A 17,914-nucleotide genomic window follows, 5' to 3' on the forward strand; every position below is an offset into this window, starting at 1 on the left:
TCAAGCTGCCGGATAGGCAGCACTGCGCGCTGCCATCACGGCGTCGAAAGCCTCTCCCATGACCTCGGTCGATGGGGCAAGGCCGGTGAACAGTTCGAACGCGTCCGCGGCCTGGTAGATCGCGAGCTCGCGCCCGGTCATGATCCGCGCGCCCTTGGCCTGCGCGGCCGCGAGCAGCGGAGTGATCAGCGGCGAATAGACGGCGTCGGCGACCCAAAGGTCTGCACGCAGCAGCGCCGTCGGCACCGGCGTGTCCCGATTCGGCAGCATGCCGACCGGCGTGCCGTTGATCAGGCCGGTTGCGCCCTCGAGCGCGTCCTCGACGCTCGCGGCGACCTTCGCGGTCAGGAGCGATGCGAGCTTCTCCGCCCGCGCCGGTTCGCTGTCGACGATACGGATATCGGAGACATTCTGGCTCGCCAGCGCAAAGGCAATCGCCTTGCCGACGCCGCCGGCGCCGATCACGGCGACCGCATTGCCCGCGGGCGCAAGCAGGGGCGCCACCGCACGGGCAAATCCCGTGGTGTCGGTGTTGTGGCCGATCAGCCGGCCGTCGCGAACGACGACGGTGTTGACTGCGCCCATGGCGGCTGCGCCCGGCGCAAGCTCGTCGAGCAGCGGCACCACCGCTTCCTTGTAGGGATAGGTGACGTTGACGCCGGCAAAGCCGAGGCGCCGCACCCCCTCGAGCATCATGCTGAGCCCGGCAGAATCCGCGCCGGCGACCTCGATGAGCTGGTAGTGGCCGCGCAGCCCCAGCGCTTCGGCGGCGCGCTCGTGCATGGCGGGGGAGGCGGAATGCTTAATCGGCGCGCCGATCAGGCCGGTGAGGAGTTTCTGGGGTGCGGCAGGTCGGCGCGTTGACATGATCCGGATTGGTCTGGGTGTGTGTTTCGCCACGCGGTGTTGCGCGGAAATTCGCAAAGCTCAAGCCCGACGATAGCCTGTCTCCTGCCTAACACAATTACTCATTTATCCTACAAACCTAACATAATGTTATTTCTTGCGACCGCGTGCCACGGCGACCTTCTGGCCGCTGCGCGAGGGCTCGACCGCGCGCATCTCGGCGCGGAGCTGCTCGATGAAATATTCGACGTGGAGGGAGAGCGGCGCGCCGCGTTTCACCGCGATATAGGTGTCGAACCGTGTCGGCTCGGTGATCTTCAACAGCTCGATGCCGGGATAGCCGCCATGGGCGACCGTGAACTGATCGATGATCGCGATCCCGAGGCCCGCCTTCACCAGCGCGCACACCGTGGTGCCGAAGCGGGCGCGGATGGTGATGTTGTAGTCGAGCCTGTGACGGGCAAAGATCTCGGCCATGATCCGCCCGTACGGATCGTTCGGGTCGATGCCGATCAGCGGATAGCGTGTGATTTCGGCCGCCGAGACCTGCTTGCGGCCAGCGAGCTCATGGCCGGGCGGCACGATGCAATAGAGCTCGCCGGAAGCGAGCGGCATGAAGTCGAGGCCGGAATGTTCGAGACGATAGCTCATCGCGACGCACTCGCCGCGGCCGAGCATGAGATAGTCGATTGCTTCCTCGAGCTTCAGGATGTTGATGTCGATACCGAGATCCGGATAGCGCCGCCGGACGCGCTCGATCGCACGCGGCACCATCACCTGCGAGATGCTCGGTACCGAGCCGATGCGAAGCTCCGACAATCCGCCGCGACCGATCTTGGAGATGATCTCGGAGAGGTCGTCGACCTTCTTGTAGACGCCGTTGATCTGCTCGAAAATGTTCTCGGCTTCGGGCGTCGGGAAGTAGCGTCCGTTCTGTCGCTGGAAGAAGCGGATACCGAGCGAGCGCTCGGTGTATTTGACGAGGCGGCTGATGCCGGGCGCGGAGACGTTCAACAGCTTTGCCGCGCCGCCAATGGTTCCCGTCACCATCACGGCGCGGATTACTTCAACCTGGCGTAGCGTCATCATGCTCTAGGACAATCCCCGACGAACGATCGTGAGTGACGATCATTTCACGACAGGCGTCATGTCAACCAGCCGTAAATGCCTGTCAACGCGCGTAAGCTCGGGATGGTTGGCTCCCTCCCACAAGGGAGAAGGAAAAACGGAGCTCGCGGTGAGATTGCTTCGGCTGAAATCAGCGCGCTCGAATTGAAAAGCGGACGCAGGTTGCGCGGGCGTTTCATCCGCGCGGTTGCTGCAACTGCGTTCTAGCGTGCCGGCCCGTCGGGCGAAGCGCTATCGGGCAGTGCGGTGCGTTCGCTTTGCAGTACCTCTCGTGCGAACTCGATGATCTTCTGCTTGTTCGTGGTCTCCCGGACAGCGAAGAACACGCGGTTGAGTTCCAGACCGAGCACGCTGTTGAGGGCGATGTTCTCGTCTTCCATCGTGGCTCTCCCGCTCCAGACGATGGAGGTGTATCTTGACCCCCCTTCCTCCACAAGTAGATTAAATCTTCAGAGCGTGTCGCACCGTGAAACTACGGAGGCGACGCATTGAGGCGACGCCCGAGTCGGGCTACAAAGCAATCTACGAAGGCAGGCAAGGGGCTGGAACGAACCGATGTCCGCCGTGGACTATGGCCGGGAAGCGCTCGACTTCATCGAAGGCCTGGAAGCCTACAGCAGGGTTCCGGATGCGATGAACGCGCTTGAGGCGGCATTTGGCCGCTTCGGCTTCGAGCACATCATCGTCACGGGCCTGCCGAATCCAGAGCAGCACTTCGAGCAGATGGTGCTCGCCAAGCGCTGGCCGGCGGAATGGTTCAGGATGTACACCGAAAGGAACTACGTCCGCTTCGATCCGGTGATCCGGATGTGCCGGCAGTCGGTGAATCCCTTCGAATGGTCGGAAGCACCTTACGATGCCGAGCGGGAGCCTGGTGCGGTGGAGGTGATGAACCGCGCCACCGATTTCCGCATGTCGCGTGGTTTCGTCGTGCCGATCCACGGGCTGACCGGTTATGAGGCTGGCGTTTCGCTCGGCGGGGTGCATCTCGATCTCAACGCGCGGAGCAAGCCGGCGCTGCACCTGATGGCGATGTACGGCTTCGACCGCATTCGCCGCCTGCTCGATCCGCGTCCGACGCCGCCGGCGCTGCTCACGCCGCGCGAGCGGGAGGTGATCGCCTGGGCTTCGCAAGGCAAGTCGGCCTGGGAGATCGGCGAGATCCTTCACATCACGCAGCGGACCGCCGAAGAGCATCTTGCAACCGCTGCGCGCAAGCTCGGTGCCGTCAACCGTACGCATGCAGTCGCGATCGCGATCAGGCACAAAATCATCAATCCATAAGCTCTCACTGGGAAATTTCCCAATATCGAATTCGCCTCGTTTCAACGAGGCTTCCCCCGTTTTGAGGAACGGGGGATTTCATGATCCACGCAATTTCATCAGCGAACCGTCATCTGTATGAGGACGTCGTCGAGCAACACTTCCGCTTGCGGCACGAGATCTTCGTCGACGAGCGCAAGTGGGAAGCGCTGCGCAAGCCCGACGGCCGCGAGATCGACGTCTACGACGACGAGGATGCGATCTACATGCTCGCGCTGGAAGGCCGCCGCGTGATCGGCGGCTACCGGCTGTATCCGACCACCAAGCCGACGATGATGAGCGAGGTCTTTCCGCATCTCGCTGCGGTGCGCGGCTGTCCGGCCGGCGCGCTGGTCTGGGAGTGGTCGCGCTTCTTCGTTGCGCGTGACCGCCGCGACGGAACCATCAACCTGCAATTGATGGCTTCGGCGCAGGAGTTCTGTCTCGACCAGGGCATCGAGCGTCTCTGCCTCGTCATGGAGACCTGGTGGTTGCCGCGCTTCCACGACATCGGATTCGTCGTCACGCCTCTGGGATTGCCCGCGCTCATCGACGGTTCCTGGACCATGGCTGCCACGATCGACGTTTGCCGGGAGTCGCTCGCTATCGTGCGCGAGCGGATCGGCATGGCGGGCGTCGTGCGCCAGGACGGTCCACGCCTTGATGCCATCGCCCGTGCCAACACCTGCGGCCTCACCGCCGCGCAACGAAAGACTGCCTGAAATGTCGAACATGACGCGAGACAGCCAAGCCCTTGCGAAACTCAAGATGAAGATGAAGGAAAAGAATCTCGGCTACATGTCCGACATGGCGCTCGAGCTGGCGCAGATGGCGGACGATTGCGGCCACGCTACGCTGGCCTACCTTTTCCGAATGGCGGCGCTGGAGGCCTCGACCGCAGGTTCCTTCGCCGCCGATGATCTTCCTCACCAAATGACGTCGCATTAGCTGCGGCGATGACCTTGCCTTTCCTTCTCCCCGGCTCTTACGGGGAGAAGGAGTCGTCTCCCCTCTCTCCGAAGCGGGCCCGATTGCTTCCACTGGTCGCGATGCAACGATTCCCTTCGGCATAGTCGTCGCGCGCATGCACATGAGTTGTGCGCGAGCCGCGACAGCAACCTCTCCGTTCAACATTGGCCCCGCGCGTCGTCCGAATTGACGACGGGTGCGGCAGGTTGACCCATCCTCGCGACGATCTCGCTGCAAGCTCATCGCCTGTTCGATGAGATGCAACAAAGTGCATGTCTGGCGCAGAATCGCTCTTGCGTCGGAACGATACTGCCGTTACCGATTTTGGCCTTGAAGAGGCAGGGGAGCTCTTTCACTGATGGCGGCCGTGTTCGAACATCGGCGCAACATGATGCGTGGCTGAAAGAGCGTCGATGCTGCTCGTCGTCGAACAATTCCTCAACGGATTGCAGTTCGGGCTGCTTCTCTTCCTGCTGGCCGCCGGCCTGACGCTTGTGTTCGGGATCATGGATCTCGTCAATCTCGCGCACGGCTCGCTCTACATGATGGGCGCCTATTTCGCTGCGACCTTCGTGGCCTGGACCGGCAATTTCCTGCTGGGCGCGCTGCTCGCGCTCGGCGCGACGCTCGTGCTCGGCATCGTGCTCGAAGTGGTGGCCCTCAGGCATCTCTATGGCCGGGACCATCTCGACCACGTGCTCGCGACCTTCGGCCTCATCCTGTTCTTCAATGAGGCAGTGCGGCTGATCTGGGGCCCGGCGGGCCTGGCGCTGCCGCTGCCGCCCTGGCTCACCGTGCCGGTGCCAATCCTGCCCGGCATCTATTATCCGGCTTATCGGTTGGCCATCATCGTGGTCGCGCTTCTGGTCGCGCTGCTCCTTTATCTCGGTGTGATGCGCACGCGCATCGGCATGCTGATCCGCGCCGGCGCCTCCAACCGCGAGATGATCGGCGCGCTCGGCATCAACATCAAACTGCTCTACACGCTGGTGTTCGGTCTTGGCGCGGCGCTCGCCGGCCTAGCCGGACTGATGCAGGCGCCGATCCTCACCGTGCAGATCGGCATGGGCGAGAACATCCTGATCCTTGCCTTCGTCATCATCGTGATCGGTGGCATCGGCTCGATCCGCGGCGCTTTCCTCGCGGCGATCTTCGTCGGCATGATCGACACGCTCGGCCGCGCCTTCCTGCCGAACCTGCTGCGCCAGGTCCTGAGTTCAACCGCAGCGTCCACCGCCGCACCCGCGCTGTCCTCGATGCTGATCTATCTCGTGATGGCGATCGTGCTGGTGGTGCGGCCGGAGGGGCTGTTTCCGGCCAATCGTCGATGAAGGCTTTGAGCGTGAGCAAGGCCGTCACGGCCCTGGTGCTGGCAGGCCTCGTGCTGCTGCCGCTCTATTCGCAGCTGTCCGGCAACATCTTCATCCTGACGCTGTTCACCCGCATCGTCATCCTGGCGCTCGCGGCCGCGAGCCTCAACCTCATCATGGGCTATGGCGGCATGATGAGCTTTGGCCACGCCGCTTATCTCGGCATCGGCGGCTATGCCGTGGGCATTCTGGCGCAGGAAGGCGTTGGAAGCGGCTTCATCCAGTTTCCGGTCGCGCTTGCGGCGTCCGCGCTGTATGCGCTCGTGATCGGGGCGCTGTCCTTGCGCACGCGCGGCGTCTATTTCATCATGATCACGCTCGCCTTCGCGCAGATGGCCTACTACGTTGCCTCTGGCCTCGCGCGTTATGGCGGCGACGACGGTCTCACCGTCTACAAGCGCAGCGATTTTTCCGGGCTGATCGATCTCTCCAGCCGCGTGCAGTTCTACTATCTCTGCCTCGCCTGCCTCCTTGGTGTCATCTTCCTGATCTGGCGTATCGTCAATTCGCGCTTCGGTCTCGTCGTGCAGGGGCTGCGCTCGAACGAGCAGCGCATGCAGGCGATCGGCTTTCCGGCAAAGCGCTACCAGCTCGTCTGCTTCGTCATATCAGGGACCATGTGTGGGCTCGCCGGCGCGCTGCTCGCCAACAACACCGACTTCGTCAGCCCGGCCGTGATGTACTGGACCCGCTCCGGCGACCTCATGGTGATGGTGATACTTGGCGGCATGGGTACGCTGTTCGGCCCGGTCATGGGTGCGGTGGTGTACCTGCTGCTGGAAGAATTCTTGTCGCAGATCACCGAATATTGGGCGCTGATCATGGGCCCGCTCCTGCTGCTGATCGTGCTGTTCGGGCGCGGCGGCATCATGGGCATGATCGGGAGGACCGGTCGTGGCTGAACCGCTACTCCGCGTCGAAAAACTGGTGCGACGCTTCGGCGGCATCACCGCGACCGATCACGTCTCGCTCGATGTCGCGGCCGGTGAGCTGCACGCCATCATCGGCCCGAACGGCGCTGGCAAGACCACGCTGATCAGCCAGCTCACCGGGCATCTCTCGCCGCATGCGGGCAGCGTCTCGCTTGGCGGGCGCGATATCACCTACTTGCCGGCCTATCGCCGCTGCGCGCTGGGGCTCGCGCGTTCGTTCCAGATTACCTCGCTGCTGCTCGACTTCACCGCCGCCGACAATGTCGCGCTGGCGGCGCAGGCGCATGCCGGCACGTCGTTCCGCTTCTTTGCCAATGCGCGGAAGGAGCGATCCTTGCGCGATGCAGCGCATGCCGCGCTCGACCGCGTCGGCCTGGCGCATCGCGCCGATGTCGTGGTGAGCAGGCTCAGCCATGGCGAGCGGCGCGAGCTCGAGCTTGCCGTGGCGCTGGCGAGCAAGCCGAAGATCCTGCTGCTGGACGAGCCGATGGCGGGCCTTGGCGTCATCGAATCCCAGCGCATGGTGAAGCTGCTTCAGGATCTGCGGAAAGAAGTCTCGATCGTGCTGGTCGAGCATGACATGCCGGCGGTGTTCGCGCTCGCCGACCGCATCTCGGTGCTGGTCTATGGCCGCGTGATCGCCTCCGGCGATCCGGCCGCGATTCGCGGGAATGATGAGGTCAAGCGCGCCTATCTCGGCGATCAGCACGTAGTGACGCGCCATGACTGACCGGATGGCTGACACCCTGCTCGACGTCGACGGTATCGAGACCTGTTACGGCCTTTCGCAGGTGCTGTTCGGTCTGTCGCTGTCCATCAAGGCGGGCGAGATGGTCTCGCTGATGGGCCGCAACGGCATGGGCAAGACCACCACCATCCGCTCCATCATGGGCCTGACGCCGGCGCGCGCGGGTGCGATCCGCTTTGCAGGCTCGGAGGTGCGGCAGCTTCCGTCCTACAGGATCGCAAAGCTCGGCGTGGGTCTCGTGCCAGAGGGGCGCCAGATATTTCCCAATCTCACCGTGCGCGAAAATCTCGTCGCGGCCGCCGCCGATCGCTTCGGCAGTGACAATCCCTGGACGCTGGCCGCGATTTACGTCCTGTTTCCACGCCTCGCCGAGCGCGCATCCAACATGGGCAACCAGCTCTCCGGCGGTGAGCAGCAGATGCTCGCCATCGGCCGAGCGTTGATGACCAATCCAAAGCTCCTGATCCTGGACGAAGCGACCGAAGGCCTCGCGCCGCTGATCCGCGAGGAGATCTGGAATTGCCTGTCGCTGCTCAAGAAGCGCGGCCAGTCCATCCTCGTCGTCGACAAGAATGTCGACCACCTCGCCCGCATCTGCGATCGCCACTACATTATCGAGCGCGGCAAGACGGTGTGGAGCGGCACCTCGGGTGAGCTGACCGCCGAGCCGGAGCTGCAGCACCGGTATTTGGGGATTTGAGGGACTGAGTCTGTGGCGGCACCCTCGTGCCGTTCACTCGGTGTCGTCCTGGCGAACGCCAGGACCCATACCGCGGAATCTATCGAGTGCAGCTCGTATCAGTCCCGGCAACCACTCTTCGCCAAACTGGGACAATCGCGACGAGCGCAGGCGCTCGCGCGGGGGTCCTCGCTTGCGCCAGGACGACATTGGGGAGGTAGTCGATCCAGATTACCAATAGATCCCGTGGCGATGGAGTTCGCGGATGACGCGGGCTTCGAGCGTGGGCTCGCGGCGCTTCGGCTTGGTCGCGACACTCGTCTTGGCCGGCTCGGTCGTCGCGGCGGGAGCGGTAGTTTGCGCTGGCGGCGTTGCCGCCGGCGTGGTGGTCGTTGCCGTCACAGTCGGCTGTGGCGTGGTCGCCTGCTCGCTCGCGCTGGCGGCGGCGAGGCTCAGGCTCCGCGAACCACCGGCATGAGCCTGGCTGGCGAGCAACGACATCGCGGCAATCAGGATCAGCTTGCGCATGGGAAACCCCATCATTTAGTCAATCCGTCTTACCTAAACGCACCGGTCGCGCTCAGCGCGACAGGCGATGCACGCCGATCTCGATCAGGGTGGTACGACAGGACAGGCGGTAAATCAGGCTGAACAATTGACCCCACATGACCGAACTCCATTGTCTGATCACATGCTCGCACCATAGCGCCGCAGTCTTTCCGGCGGTTTTCGAGGGATGCGGAAAATGGCTTCGTCCGGGGGCGACCTGATGTCGTCGGAACAGGTGGGACGAAGTCGCCTCACAATGGCGTGAGATGTGTGCATCGGGCGCGGTACGGTTTTGCCGTCGCCAGCCGGTCTCAGAACATCTCGAAATATTCGCGATGCTCCCAGTCGGTCACCTCGGCCAGGAAGCGGTCGATTTCGGCATTCTTGATGTGGGTGTAGTAGTCGACGAATTCCGCCCCCAGCTTTTCGCGGAAGAACGGGTCGTCCTTCAGTGCGCCGACGGCATCGCGCAAGGATTTTGGCAACAACGGCGCCTTGGTCTCATAGGGCGCGTCCGCCGACGGGCCGGGATCGAGCTTGCGGTCGACGCCGTCAAGCCCCGAGAGGATTTGCGAGGCCATGTAGAGATAGGGATTGGCGGCAGGCTCGCCGATGCGGTTCTCAAGCCGCGTCGCCGGATCGTCGGCACCGCCGAGCACGCGGATCATCACGCCGCGATTGTCGCGACCCCAGATCGCGCGGTCCGGCGCCAGCGAGTAGGAGCGGTAGCGCTTGTAGCCGTTGATGGTCGGTGTCGTGAACACGGCCGAGGCGCGGGCGTGGTCGAGCAGGCCTGCGAGCCAGGCGCGGCCGAACTCGCTGAGGGGCTGGCCGGCCTCTTTCGCCATGAACTGATTCTCGGCCGTGGCGCGCGAGACGATCGACTGGTGCAGATGCCAGCCGCTAGCGAACACGCTCGCCAATTTTGGCCGACACATGAAGGTGGCGTGATAGCCGTGACGGCGCGCGATCTGCTTCACGGCAGAGCGGAACAACACCATGTTGTCGGCGGGCTCGATTCCCTTCCGCGGCTGGAAGGTGAACTCGCACTGGCTCGGTCCGAACTCGACCTCGACGGAGCGCAAGGGAAGCCCAAGCGCGACGATGTCGCGGCGCAGGATCTCCAGCACCGGCTCCATCTGATCGAAGCGCTGCTCGGTGAGGTATTGATAGCCGTGGCTGAGCAGGCTGACGGAGGGCGGCGTGCCGGGTTGGCCGGCATCTTCGGCGCGCATATGCGCGTCCTCGAGCCTGAAGATGTGGAATTCCACTTCGAGGCCGGCGACGAAATCATGGCCACGCGTGCCGAGCTCGTCGAGGACGCGCTTGTAAAGCCCGCGCGTCGCGAATGGCACAGGCCGTCCGTCGTTGAAGTAGAGATCGCACAGCAGCCAGCCCGTGGTCGGCGCCCAGGGCAGTATGCGGAAAGTGGTGGGGTCGGCGACCATCAGCACGTCAGCCGCGCCCTCCATCTCCTTCATGCCGAAGCCGCCGCCTGATGTGAACACCGGAAACACCGTGCGATGCGAGGTGTCCTTGGCGAGCATGGTCGTAGTGATGGAGCAGCCGCTCTCCAGGGACGCGATCGCCTCGGCCGCGATGATGGTCTTGCCGCGCAAAATGCCGTGCTGGTCGGGGAAGGCGAGACGGACGACTTCGAGGTTCTTCTCCTCGACCATCCGCCGCACGCGCAGCGCCGCGTCCTTCTGCTCGGCCGACCAAAGCCCGTGACGCGCGACGAAACTCACTCTGCTGCTCCTTGCTGCCCGTCATTCCGGGTTCGATGCTAACGCATCGCCCCGGAATGACGGTGCCATACGATTCACTCCGCCGCCGTCAGCCGGTGCACCTTGCCTTCAATGTCCTTCGGCACCGGCGCCATCCAGGGCGCGCCGCGCCTTCGCTTTACGTCGACTTCCATCCAGTAGGTTTCCCAGCCCTGGGTCGGGCCGATGCCGTCCATGGTCGCCGGTCCCTGGATGCTGCGTGCGTTGGCCTCGTCCAGATGCAGCATCGGCTTCTCGCCGCCCGCAACCTTCTCGATCTCCTGCCGCAGCAACCGGCGATATTGCACGATCGCCTTGTCGCTCTGGCCGAGATGCTCCTTGGTGCGGTCCTGGATCGCGCCCATCGATTCCACCGCCCACTGGTCGTGGACGTTGATGTCGGTGCCCATACCGGTATAGGTCGCGGTCGCCTGCTCGTGCGGATCGAACCCGTAGTCGTTGGCCTTGTTCTTCCGCGATTTGTAGTCGGGCAGCTCGTAGAGCTCGAGCCGCTGGTCGCGCATCTTCTGCTTGTCGACCGGGCTCGTGTAGCTGGTGAAGATTGCGTACCAGTAGCAGTTCTCGTCATCGACGGGCACGTGCCACTGCGTGATCGTCATCTCCGTGCTCATCGGGATGACGAAGCCGTGCGGAAAGAGCTGATTTGTCACCCGCACATGCGTGCGCTCGTCGTCGATTTCGCGCAGCGCAATCAGCCGCAGACCATATTCGGTGTGCTCGACATTGATGATCGGGCGGTCGTATTCGCGCAAGATTTTGGTCATCGGCAGGTCGGAGCCCGCGGAGGCGCCGCGGAACTGCTTGCCGTAAGCGGTGGAGGTGTCCTCGTCCTCGAAGAAGCGGTGCAGGTAGGAGGCGTGCGCGGGATCGATGCCGACTTCCAGCGCCTGCAGCCAGTTGCAGGCCATATGGCCCTTGAACGCAAAAGTGTGTGTGCCGGGTGCGACGAAGCAGTCGATCTCGGGAAAGGCGGGCGGGGCGCCCTCGCCGAGAAAGGCCCAGAGGATGCCGCTTCGCTCCACCACGGGATAAGAGCGCTGCCGGATGTTCTGGCAGAGCTTTGAATCCTTGGGCTCGGCCGGCGTCTCGATGCACCGGCCGGTCGCATCAAACAGCCAGCCGTGGAAGGCGCAGCGCAGGCCGCCATGTTCGAGCCTGCCGAAGGCAAGGTCAGCGCCACGATGCGCGCAGTGGCGGTCGATCAGGCCGTACTGGCCGCTCTCGTCGCGAAACAGCACGAGGTTTTCGCCGAGCAGTTTGACGGGGCGGATCGGCCGCGCGCCCTCCAGCTCGTCCACCAGCGCCGCCGGCTGCCAGTAGCTCCGCATCAGTCTGCCGCAGGGGTCCGTCGGCCCGGTGCGGGTGATCAGGTCGTTCTGCTCCTGGCTCATCATGGCGTTCGCGTCCCTTTTTGCTCGGAGTGGCGTTGTTCGCCTATTGAACGAATGGGCGAATTATGACATGCCTTGATTTGGCGGCAAGCAATATTTTGCAGGCGCGGAGCGGATGCCCAAGCTGAAGCGGAACGAGACGGAGGAGCGCGCGACGGATTTCGTCGAGAGCCTCGATCGCGGCTTGCGACTGCTGCAGACGTTCGGCGCGACCGCCGGTCCGATGACGCTGAGCGATCTTGCCCGCGCCGCTGACCTGCCGCGCGCGACCGCGCGGCGCATCCTGTTCACGCTGCAGCGCGGCGGTTTCGTCGCCAGCGATGGCAAGCTGTTTTCGCTGACGCCGCACGTGCTGACGCTCGCAGCGTCGTATTTGCGTTCCAACCAGCTCGTTGCCGTGCTGCAGCCAGTGCTCGACCGCGTCGCGACCGCGGCGCAGGAGATCTCCTCGCTCGCCGTGCTCGACGGCGACGATGTCGTGTTCATCGCGCGCGGCAGTCCCATGCGGGTGTTCTCCGGCGGGCTCGAGATCGGCTACCGGCTGCCGGCCTTTTGCACTTCGGTCGGCCGCGCGATGCTCGGCCAGTTCGACGATGCCGCGCTCGCTGTCCGCCTCAAGAGGTCGAAGCGCGAGGCGCTGACGGCGCAGACCGTGACCGATCCGAAGCTGCTCCTTGCGAAGATCGCCGCTGATCGGGCGCAGGGTTTTTCGCTGGTCGATCGCGAAGCCGAGCCGCATTTCCGCTCGATCTCCGTTCCTGTCCGCCGCTACGACGACACCATCGTTGCCGCCATCAACATGGGCGCCCATGTCGACCGCGTGCCGACGCAGGAGCTGATCGACCGCTTCCTGCCGCTGCTCCGCGAGGGCGCGGACTCGGTGCGCGCGCAATTGCTGTAGCTGCCTGATCGCCTGTGCTATAATGCGGGCGACACAAGAACCCAGGGAGCACGCCATGCACACCATGGTTCCCAGTGATCGCGTGGAGCATGTCGCTGTCTTCGGGCGCGACGGCACGAAGCTCGGCACGATCGAGCGGCTGATGCTCGACAAGCTGAGCGGAATGGTCGCCTATGCGGTGATCAAGACCGGCAGGCTGCTCGGCACGCATCACCATTATCCCCTCCAGTGGAGCGCGCTGAAATACGATCCGCACCGCCAGGCCTTCCAGGTCGAGGTGACGCTGGACGAGCTGAGCAGCGGTCCGTGCGAGTTCGACGGCGATGAGTTCGACTGGGGCGACCGCTCGCGAAGCTACCAGCATCCGAACTACTGGTCGGTGTAGCGAAGGCTGTAGCGTGGGTTAGCGAAGCGTAACCCACCACTTACGCACCACGCGGAAAGCAAAGAGGTGGGTTACGCTTCGCTAACCCAGCCTGCAATCCCTGCTCAGGTTACCTAGCCTTGTAGCCCGGGTGAGCGTAGCGATACCCGGGGAAGGCGCCGCAGAATCCCGGATGTCGCTTTGCTCATCCGGGGTACGGTACTTTCGAATCGTGACTGCAGGGCGAGACGCAATGACATTCTCTGGACTAGGCCTTCATCTCGGCAACCTCTCGCGGCTGTCGAACGCGCAGTCGCGCTCGATCAGTCCGGAAAACTTCACTGGTGAGAAAGGCAAGGGCGGCATGGCCGCCGATGGCCCGGCGGCGCGCCAGGCGCGCGATCTTGGGCGAGGCTGGAAGATCTCACCTTACGTCGTCATCGAGCCCGGCGCGACCTTTACGCTTGCCGACATCGAAGGCGCGGGCGCGATCCAGCAGATCTGGATGACGATTTCGCGCGGCCGTCTGCGCCGCTCCATCCTGCGCATCTATTGGGATGACCAAACGCACCCCAGCATCGAATGTCCCGTCGGCGACTTCTTCATCTGTGGCTGGGAGGAATTTGCGCAGGTGTCCTCGCTTGCAGTCTGCGTCAATCCGGGCCGCGGCTTCAATTGCTATTGGGAGATGCCGTTCCGCAAGCGTGCGCGCGTCACGCTGGAGAACCGCAACGAGGAGGCGCAGACCATCTACTACCAGATCAACTACACGCTGACGGACGTGCCGGAAGATTGCGCATATTTTCATGCGCAGTTTCGCCGCACCAATCCGGTGCCGTACAAGGAGGTCCACACGCTGCTCGACGGCGTCACCGGCCACGGCCACTATATCGGCACCTACATGGCATGGGGCTCGAACAACAACGGCTGGTGGGGCGAGGGCGAGATCAAATTCTTCATCGACGGCGACGGTGAGTTTCCCACCATCTGCGGCACCGGCACCGAGGATTATTTTGGCGGCGCCTATAATTTCGATCCGCGCGTGCCGTGGCAACTCGCCAATCCCGGCGCGAGTGGCGGGCCGGCCTCGCGTTATCTCGAATTCACCACGCCCTATGCCGGCCTGCCGCAGGTGATCCGCCCGGACGGCGTCTACAAGTCGCAGCAGCGCTTTGGCATGTACCGCTGGCACATCCCCGATCCCGTGCGCTTCCAGAGCGATCTGCGCGTGACGATGCAGGTGCTCGGCTGGCGCTCCGGCGTCAAGGAGCCGAAATATCTGCCGTTGCAGGACGACGTCGCATCAGTCGCGTTCTGGTACCAGACGCTGCCGACGGCGCCGTTCCCGGAATTGCCGGGTGTGGACTATCTCGAGGTGGACTAGTTACAGCGCCACACTGCGCAGCCCAAAACTGCGCGCTTCGTTCTGCAATACAGGCCGCACCGCATCGATCAGCCGCGCGGCGGCTGCATCCACTGACAGCCCCGCCGTATCCACCACCGCAGTCGCTCGTGAATAGAGCGGCTCGCGGCTGAGCAGGATGTTGCGCAGCTCCGTCATCGCGGAGCGGTCGTCGGCCATCGGACGCAAGTCGCCCTGGCGGCGTACGCGGGCCATGTGCTCTTCGGGCTCGGCTTTCAGCCAGATCGTGTAGAAGGACGACAAGATCTGGTCGAAGGTCAGAGGCTCCGAGACGATGCCGCCGCCGGTGGCGAGCACCATCAGCTCGTGGCGTGCGAGGAGCTGTTGCAGCGCCGCCTGCTCCATGCGGCGAAAGCCCTCCTGGCCGTAGAGCGCGATGATCTCGGCAATCGAAAGCCCGTTCTGCTCCTCGATTGCCTTGTTGAGCTCGACGAAGCTCCAGCCGATTTTTTTCGCCAAGATCTTGCCGAGCGTGGACTTGCCCGCACCGCGCAGGCCGATCAGCGCGATACCGCAGAATGGCGCGCGCCGCGGAGCCGACGCGCTGCCGCCAGCGAGGAGGTCTTTGGCCTGCGCGATCTGGCCAGGCGTCGCCTTGCGCAGGAGGTCGCGGAACATCTGCCAGTCCGGCGCAGTCTCGATCGACGGCAGCAGGTCTTCCAGATGCGCGCCCATCGCGTTCGAGACGCGCCTGAGCAGCACGATCGAGACATTGCCTTTGCCGCTCTCGAGCTGGGCGATGTAGCGTTCGGAAATGCCGGACACCTTGGCGAGCACCTTGCGCGACATGCCGCGCAGCGCGCGCATGGTGCGCACGCGCTGGCCAAGCTGTTCGAGGAATTGGGATTCGGCGTCGGGACTTTCGGTCATTTGCATTCTTTAGCGGATGTCCGGCGGCGCAATTATCGGAAACATAATGCCTGATGGCATTGACAGCAAGCCAACACAGTGTCTTTCTATGAATTATAATTCAAAATTCGGGGGAGAAGTCCGTGAGCGAGGCATCCTACAACGCGGTGACCTGGCTGCTCGACCGCAACGTCGCGGAGGGCAGGGGTAACAAGCTCGCCTTCGACGACACCGTCTCCCGCCTGACCTACGGCGAGCTGCAGCAGCAGACGTGCCGCGCGGCCAACATGCTGCGCCGTCTCGGCGTGCGCCGCGAGGAGCGCGTGGCGTTGATCATGCTCGACACGATCGATTTCCCCATCGTGTTTCTCGGCGCGATCCGCGCCGGCATCGTGCCGGTGCCGCTCAACACGCTGCTGACCGCGGAGCAATACGCCTACATCCTCGCCGATTGCCGCGCGCGCGTGCTGTTCGTATCCGAGGCGCTCTATCCCGTCATCAAGGACATCGTCGGCCGCATGCCGGATCTCGAGCATGTGGTCGTGTCGGGCCAGAAGCAGAACGGCCACAAGCAGCTAGCGGAAGAACTCGTACAAGAGACCGATGATTTCGCAACCGTGGCGACGCATCCGGACGAGCCGGCGTTCTGGCTCTATTCGTCCGGCTCGACCGGCATGCCCAAGGGCGTGCGTCATCTGCACGCGAACTTGCAGGCGACCGCCGACACCTATGCCAAGCAGGTGCTCGGCATTCGCGAGGACGACGTCTGTCTGTCCGCCGCAAAGCTGTTCTTCGCCTATGGCCTCGGCAATGCGCTGACCTTCCCGATGTCGGTCGGCGCCACCACGGTGCTGAACACCGAGCGGCCGACACCGGCGCGCATGTTCGAGCTGATGAACCGATACAACCCGACCATCTTCTACGGCGTGCCGACGCTGTTCGCCTCGATGCTCAACGACGAAGCCGGCAAGCAGGAGCGTGGCGGCAAAAAGCTTCGTATCTGCACCTCCGCGGGCGAGGCTCTGCCCGAGTCGGTCGGCAACGCCTGGAAAGCGCGCTTCAGCGTCGACATCCTCGACGGCGTCGGCTCGACCGAGCTGTTGCACATCTTCCTGTCGAACGCGCCCGGCGACATCAAATACGGCTCATCCGGCAAGCCGGTGCCGGGCTATGCGGTGCGGCTGGTGAACGAGGCTGGCCAGGACGTGCCTGACGGCGAGGTCGGCGAGCTCCTGGTCGATGCACCCTCGGCCGGCGAAGGCTATTGGAACCAGCGCCACAAGAGTCGTCGCACATTCGAAGGCCCGTGGACGCGCACGGGTGACAAATATGTCCGCGACGCCGAGGGCCGCTACACCTTCTGCGGACGCTCCGACGACATGTTCAAGGTCTCCGGCATCTGGGTCTCGCCCTTCGAGGTCGAGAGCGCGCTGATCACGCACCCGGCCGTGCTGGAAGCCGCCGTCGTGCCCGAAGCCGATCCCGAAGGCCTGTTGAAGCCGAAAGCCTTCGTCGTGCTGCGTCCCGGCGCCAAGGCCAGCGACTTGCAGGAGATGCTGAAGGAGCACGTCAAGCAGAAGATCGGCCCCTGGAAATATCCGCGCTGGATCGACGTCGTGGAGTCGCTGCCGAAGACGGCAACCGGCAAGATCCAGCGCTTCAAGCTGCGGGAAGGCGCGAACTGATCGGTCCTCAACATTCCGGATGCGAGAAAGGACGAGATGACTCTCGCCATCGTCGCGAGCCCCGCTGCGCTCCCTCCCCCGCAGAGGGGGAGGGAACGACGGAGCGAGCGGACGCGTCTCATCCTCATTGCGCGAAACGATAAGAGTGACAGCATGACCCACCTCACCCCAACAGGCTTCCTCACCATCGACGGCGCGAGCCTCGAGTATAAATGGCTCGCGCCGAAATCCGCCGATGCGCCCACCATCGTCATGCTGCATGAGGGGCTCGGTTCGGTCGGCCTGTGGGGCGACTTCCCGGAAAAACTGCAAGCGGCGACCGGCGCCGGCATCTTCGTCTATTCGCGGGCGGGCTACGGTCAGTCGAGCCCCGTGACGCTGCCGCGGCCGCTCGACTACATGCATCGCGAGGCGCTCGACGTGCTGCCGAGGCTGCTCGACGCGATTGGCTTCAAGCGTGGCCTGTTGCTCGGCCATTCCGACGGCGCCTCGATCGCGACTGTTTACGCCGGTTCACATCAGGATCATCGCCTGCAAGGCGTCGCGCTGATCGCGCCGCATTTCATCGTCGAGGATATCTCGGTGAAGTCGATTGCCGAGATCAAGACGACGTACGAGACCACGGACCTCAAGGCGAAACTGGCGCGCTGGCACAAGGATGTCGACAATGCCTTCCAGGGCTGGAACGGCGCCTGGCTCGACCCAAAATTCCGCAACTGGGATATTTCCGAGTACCTCGCCTATGTCCGCGTACCCGTCCTGATCGTTCAAGGTGTGGATGACCAATACGGGACCATGCGACAGGTCGAGATTGCCCAGGAAGAGTGCTATTGTCCGGTAGATTTGAAAGTCATTTCAGAGGCGGGGCACGCCCCGCATCGTGAAGCGCCGGGGGCGACGCTTGACGCTATTGCAGAATTTGCCCAGGCGGCGTTGCGCGCCGACCAGGGTCTTGAGGGACATGCCGCATGAATCATCGGAGGCTCCGCTC

Annotated in this window: 19 protein-coding genes; 12 read left to right on the forward strand and 7 right to left on the reverse strand. The window is 63.7% G+C overall.

Annotated elements, in window-relative coordinates; genetic code table 11:
- The 3 genes from SO156_RS08920 to SO156_RS08930 form a co-directional block, all read right to left on the reverse strand.
- Window positions 1-867 carry a shikimate dehydrogenase gene (locus tag SO156_RS08920; protein ID WP_498534525.1) on the reverse strand — a complete coding sequence of 289 codons (867 nt, stop codon included), beginning with the start codon at window positions 865-867 and terminating at the stop codon, window positions 1-3.
- 129 nt (window positions 868-996) lie between these two features.
- A complete protein-coding gene (locus SO156_RS08925; protein ID WP_498534526.1) occupies window positions 997-1,935 on the reverse strand; it encodes a LysR family transcriptional regulator in 939 nt (312 codons plus the stop codon).
- 242 nt (window positions 1,936-2,177) lie between these two features.
- Window positions 2,178-2,354 carry a hypothetical protein gene (locus SO156_RS08930; RefSeq protein WP_458148467.1) on the reverse strand — a complete coding sequence of 59 codons (177 nt, stop codon included), beginning with the start codon at window positions 2,352-2,354 and terminating at the stop codon, window positions 2,178-2,180.
- A gap of 175 nt (window positions 2,355-2,529) precedes the next feature.
- Here SO156_RS08930 and SO156_RS08935 point away from each other — a divergent pair, with 175 nt between their 5' ends.
- The 7 genes from SO156_RS08935 (at window position 2,530) to SO156_RS08965 (ending at window position 7,995) form a co-directional block, all read left to right on the forward strand.
- A complete protein-coding gene (locus tag SO156_RS08935; protein ID WP_498534527.1) occupies window positions 2,530-3,258 on the forward strand; it encodes a helix-turn-helix transcriptional regulator in 729 nt (242 codons plus the stop codon).
- Window positions 3,259-3,338: 80 nt separating this feature from the next.
- Complete coding sequence (locus SO156_RS08940) at window positions 3,339-3,998, forward strand: acyl-homoserine-lactone synthase (RefSeq protein WP_498534528.1); 660 nt, start codon at window positions 3,339-3,341, stop codon at window positions 3,996-3,998.
- 46 nt (window positions 3,999-4,044) lie between these two features.
- Window positions 4,045-4,224, forward strand: coding sequence for a hypothetical protein (locus SO156_RS08945; RefSeq protein ID WP_498534529.1), 180 nt, complete (start codon window positions 4,045-4,047; stop codon window positions 4,222-4,224).
- A 434-nt stretch (window positions 4,225-4,658) separates the two neighbouring features.
- Window positions 4,659-5,576, forward strand: coding sequence for a branched-chain amino acid ABC transporter permease (locus SO156_RS08950; RefSeq protein WP_498534530.1), 918 nt, complete (start codon window positions 4,659-4,661; stop codon window positions 5,574-5,576).
- Entirely contained in the window at window positions 5,573-6,517 is a 945-nt protein-coding gene (locus tag SO156_RS08955; RefSeq protein ID WP_498534531.1) for a branched-chain amino acid ABC transporter permease, read from the forward strand. The genes SO156_RS08950 and SO156_RS08955 overlap by 4 nt, the downstream gene beginning before the upstream one ends.
- Entirely contained in the window at window positions 6,510-7,277 is a 768-nt protein-coding gene (locus SO156_RS08960) for an ABC transporter ATP-binding protein (protein WP_498534532.1), read from the forward strand. Before SO156_RS08955 ends, SO156_RS08960 begins: the two co-directional genes overlap by 8 nt.
- Window positions 7,278-7,281: 4 nt before the next feature.
- The gene (locus tag SO156_RS08965) at window positions 7,282-7,995 is read left to right on the forward strand and encodes an ABC transporter ATP-binding protein (protein ID WP_371930146.1); all 714 of its coding nucleotides are present in this window, start codon (window positions 7,282-7,284) and stop codon (window positions 7,993-7,995) included.
- 210 nt (window positions 7,996-8,205) lie between these two features.
- Here the strand turns inward: SO156_RS08965 and SO156_RS08970 are convergent, their stop codons facing one another.
- From SO156_RS08970 to SO156_RS08980, 3 genes are all read right to left on the reverse strand, one after another.
- The gene (locus SO156_RS08970; RefSeq protein ID WP_498534619.1) at window positions 8,206-8,502 is read right to left on the reverse strand and encodes a hypothetical protein; all 297 of its coding nucleotides are present in this window, start codon (window positions 8,500-8,502) and stop codon (window positions 8,206-8,208) included.
- A gap of 332 nt (window positions 8,503-8,834) precedes the next feature.
- Window positions 8,835-10,271, reverse strand: a complete 1,437-nt coding sequence (locus SO156_RS08975) for a glutamine synthetase family protein (RefSeq protein ID WP_498534533.1) — start codon at window positions 10,269-10,271, stop codon at window positions 8,835-8,837.
- Window positions 10,272-10,345: 74 nt separating this feature from the next.
- On the reverse strand, window positions 10,346-11,704 hold the full coding sequence (locus SO156_RS08980; RefSeq protein WP_498534534.1) for an aromatic ring-hydroxylating dioxygenase subunit alpha: 1,359 nt from the start codon (window positions 11,702-11,704) through the stop codon (window positions 10,346-10,348).
- A 112-nt stretch (window positions 11,705-11,816) separates the two neighbouring features.
- Here SO156_RS08980 and SO156_RS08985 point away from each other — a divergent pair, with 112 nt between their 5' ends.
- The 3 genes from SO156_RS08985 to SO156_RS08995 all read left to right on the forward strand — a co-directional run bounded on the left by SO156_RS08985 (window position 11,817) and on the right by SO156_RS08995 (window position 14,350).
- A complete protein-coding gene (locus SO156_RS08985) occupies window positions 11,817-12,602 on the forward strand; it encodes an IclR family transcriptional regulator domain-containing protein (RefSeq protein ID WP_458148478.1) in 786 nt (261 codons plus the stop codon).
- Window positions 12,603-12,657: 55 nt separating this feature from the next.
- Window positions 12,658-12,987 carry a PRC-barrel domain-containing protein gene (locus SO156_RS08990; RefSeq protein WP_458148479.1) on the forward strand — a complete coding sequence of 110 codons (330 nt, stop codon included), beginning with the start codon at window positions 12,658-12,660 and terminating at the stop codon, window positions 12,985-12,987.
- Between the two features lie 232 nt (window positions 12,988-13,219).
- Window positions 13,220-14,350 (forward strand): glycoside hydrolase family 172 protein, encoded by a 1,131-nt coding sequence (locus SO156_RS08995; RefSeq protein WP_498534535.1) that lies wholly within the window; start codon window positions 13,220-13,222, stop codon window positions 14,348-14,350.
- Here SO156_RS08995 and SO156_RS09000 read toward each other — a convergent pair whose 3' ends face one another.
- The gene (locus SO156_RS09000) at window positions 14,351-15,259 is read right to left on the reverse strand and encodes a helix-turn-helix transcriptional regulator (RefSeq protein WP_458148481.1); all 909 of its coding nucleotides are present in this window, start codon (window positions 15,257-15,259) and stop codon (window positions 14,351-14,353) included.
- Between the two features lie 122 nt (window positions 15,260-15,381).
- On the opposite strand from SO156_RS09000, the gene SO156_RS09005 reads away from it, so the two are divergent.
- Together SO156_RS09005 and SO156_RS09010 are read left to right on the forward strand one after the other, a co-directional pair.
- Window positions 15,382-16,923, forward strand: a complete 1,542-nt coding sequence (locus SO156_RS09005; RefSeq protein WP_498534536.1) for a benzoate-CoA ligase family protein — start codon at window positions 15,382-15,384, stop codon at window positions 16,921-16,923.
- A gap of 153 nt (window positions 16,924-17,076) precedes the next feature.
- Window positions 17,077-17,895 carry an alpha/beta fold hydrolase gene (locus SO156_RS09010; RefSeq protein WP_458148483.1) on the forward strand — a complete coding sequence of 273 codons (819 nt, stop codon included), beginning with the start codon at window positions 17,077-17,079 and terminating at the stop codon, window positions 17,893-17,895.
- Window positions 17,896-17,914 lie beyond the last annotated feature (19 nt).

The organism is Bradyrhizobium sp. UFLA05-125, from assembly GCF_059803515.1.

Bases quoted from the DNA above. Each gene is read 5' to 3' on its own strand.
- SO156_RS08930 (WP_458148467.1), bottom strand. From the start codon at position 2,354: ATGGAAGACGAGAACATCGCCCTCAACAGCGTGCTCGGTCTGGAACTC.
- SO156_RS08935 (WP_498534527.1), top strand. From the start codon at position 2,530: ATGTCCGCCGTGGACTATGGCCGGGAAGCGCTCGACTTCATCGAAGGC.
- SO156_RS08950 (WP_498534530.1), top strand. From the start codon at position 4,659: ATGCTGCTCGTCGTCGAACAATTCCTCAACGGATTGCAGTTCGGGCTG.
- SO156_RS09000 (WP_458148481.1), bottom strand. From the start codon at position 15,259: ATGACCGAAAGTCCCGACGCCGAATCCCAATTCCTCGAACAGCTTGGC.
- SO156_RS08920 (WP_498534525.1), bottom strand. From the start codon at position 867: ATGTCAACGCGCCGACCTGCCGCACCCCAGAAACTCCTCACCGGCCTG.
- SO156_RS08965 (WP_371930146.1), top strand. From the start codon at position 7,282: ATGGCTGACACCCTGCTCGACGTCGACGGTATCGAGACCTGTTACGGC.
- SO156_RS09010 (WP_458148483.1), top strand. From the start codon at position 17,077: ATGACCCACCTCACCCCAACAGGCTTCCTCACCATCGACGGCGCGAGC.
- SO156_RS08980 (WP_498534534.1), bottom strand. From the start codon at position 11,704: ATGATGAGCCAGGAGCAGAACGACCTGATCACCCGCACCGGGCCGACG.
- SO156_RS08985 (WP_458148478.1), top strand. From the start codon at position 11,817: ATGCCCAAGCTGAAGCGGAACGAGACGGAGGAGCGCGCGACGGATTTC.
- SO156_RS08940 (WP_498534528.1), top strand. From the start codon at position 3,339: ATGATCCACGCAATTTCATCAGCGAACCGTCATCTGTATGAGGACGTC.
- SO156_RS08990 (WP_458148479.1), top strand. From the start codon at position 12,658: ATGCACACCATGGTTCCCAGTGATCGCGTGGAGCATGTCGCTGTCTTC.
- SO156_RS08995 (WP_498534535.1), top strand. From the start codon at position 13,220: ATGACATTCTCTGGACTAGGCCTTCATCTCGGCAACCTCTCGCGGCTG.
- SO156_RS08970 (WP_498534619.1), bottom strand. From the start codon at position 8,502: ATGCGCAAGCTGATCCTGATTGCCGCGATGTCGTTGCTCGCCAGCCAG.
- SO156_RS08925 (WP_498534526.1), bottom strand. From the start codon at position 1,935: ATGATGACGCTACGCCAGGTTGAAGTAATCCGCGCCGTGATGGTGACG.
- SO156_RS08955 (WP_498534531.1), top strand. From the start codon at position 5,573: ATGAAGGCTTTGAGCGTGAGCAAGGCCGTCACGGCCCTGGTGCTGGCA.
- SO156_RS08945 (WP_498534529.1), top strand. From the start codon at position 4,045: ATGAAGATGAAGGAAAAGAATCTCGGCTACATGTCCGACATGGCGCTC.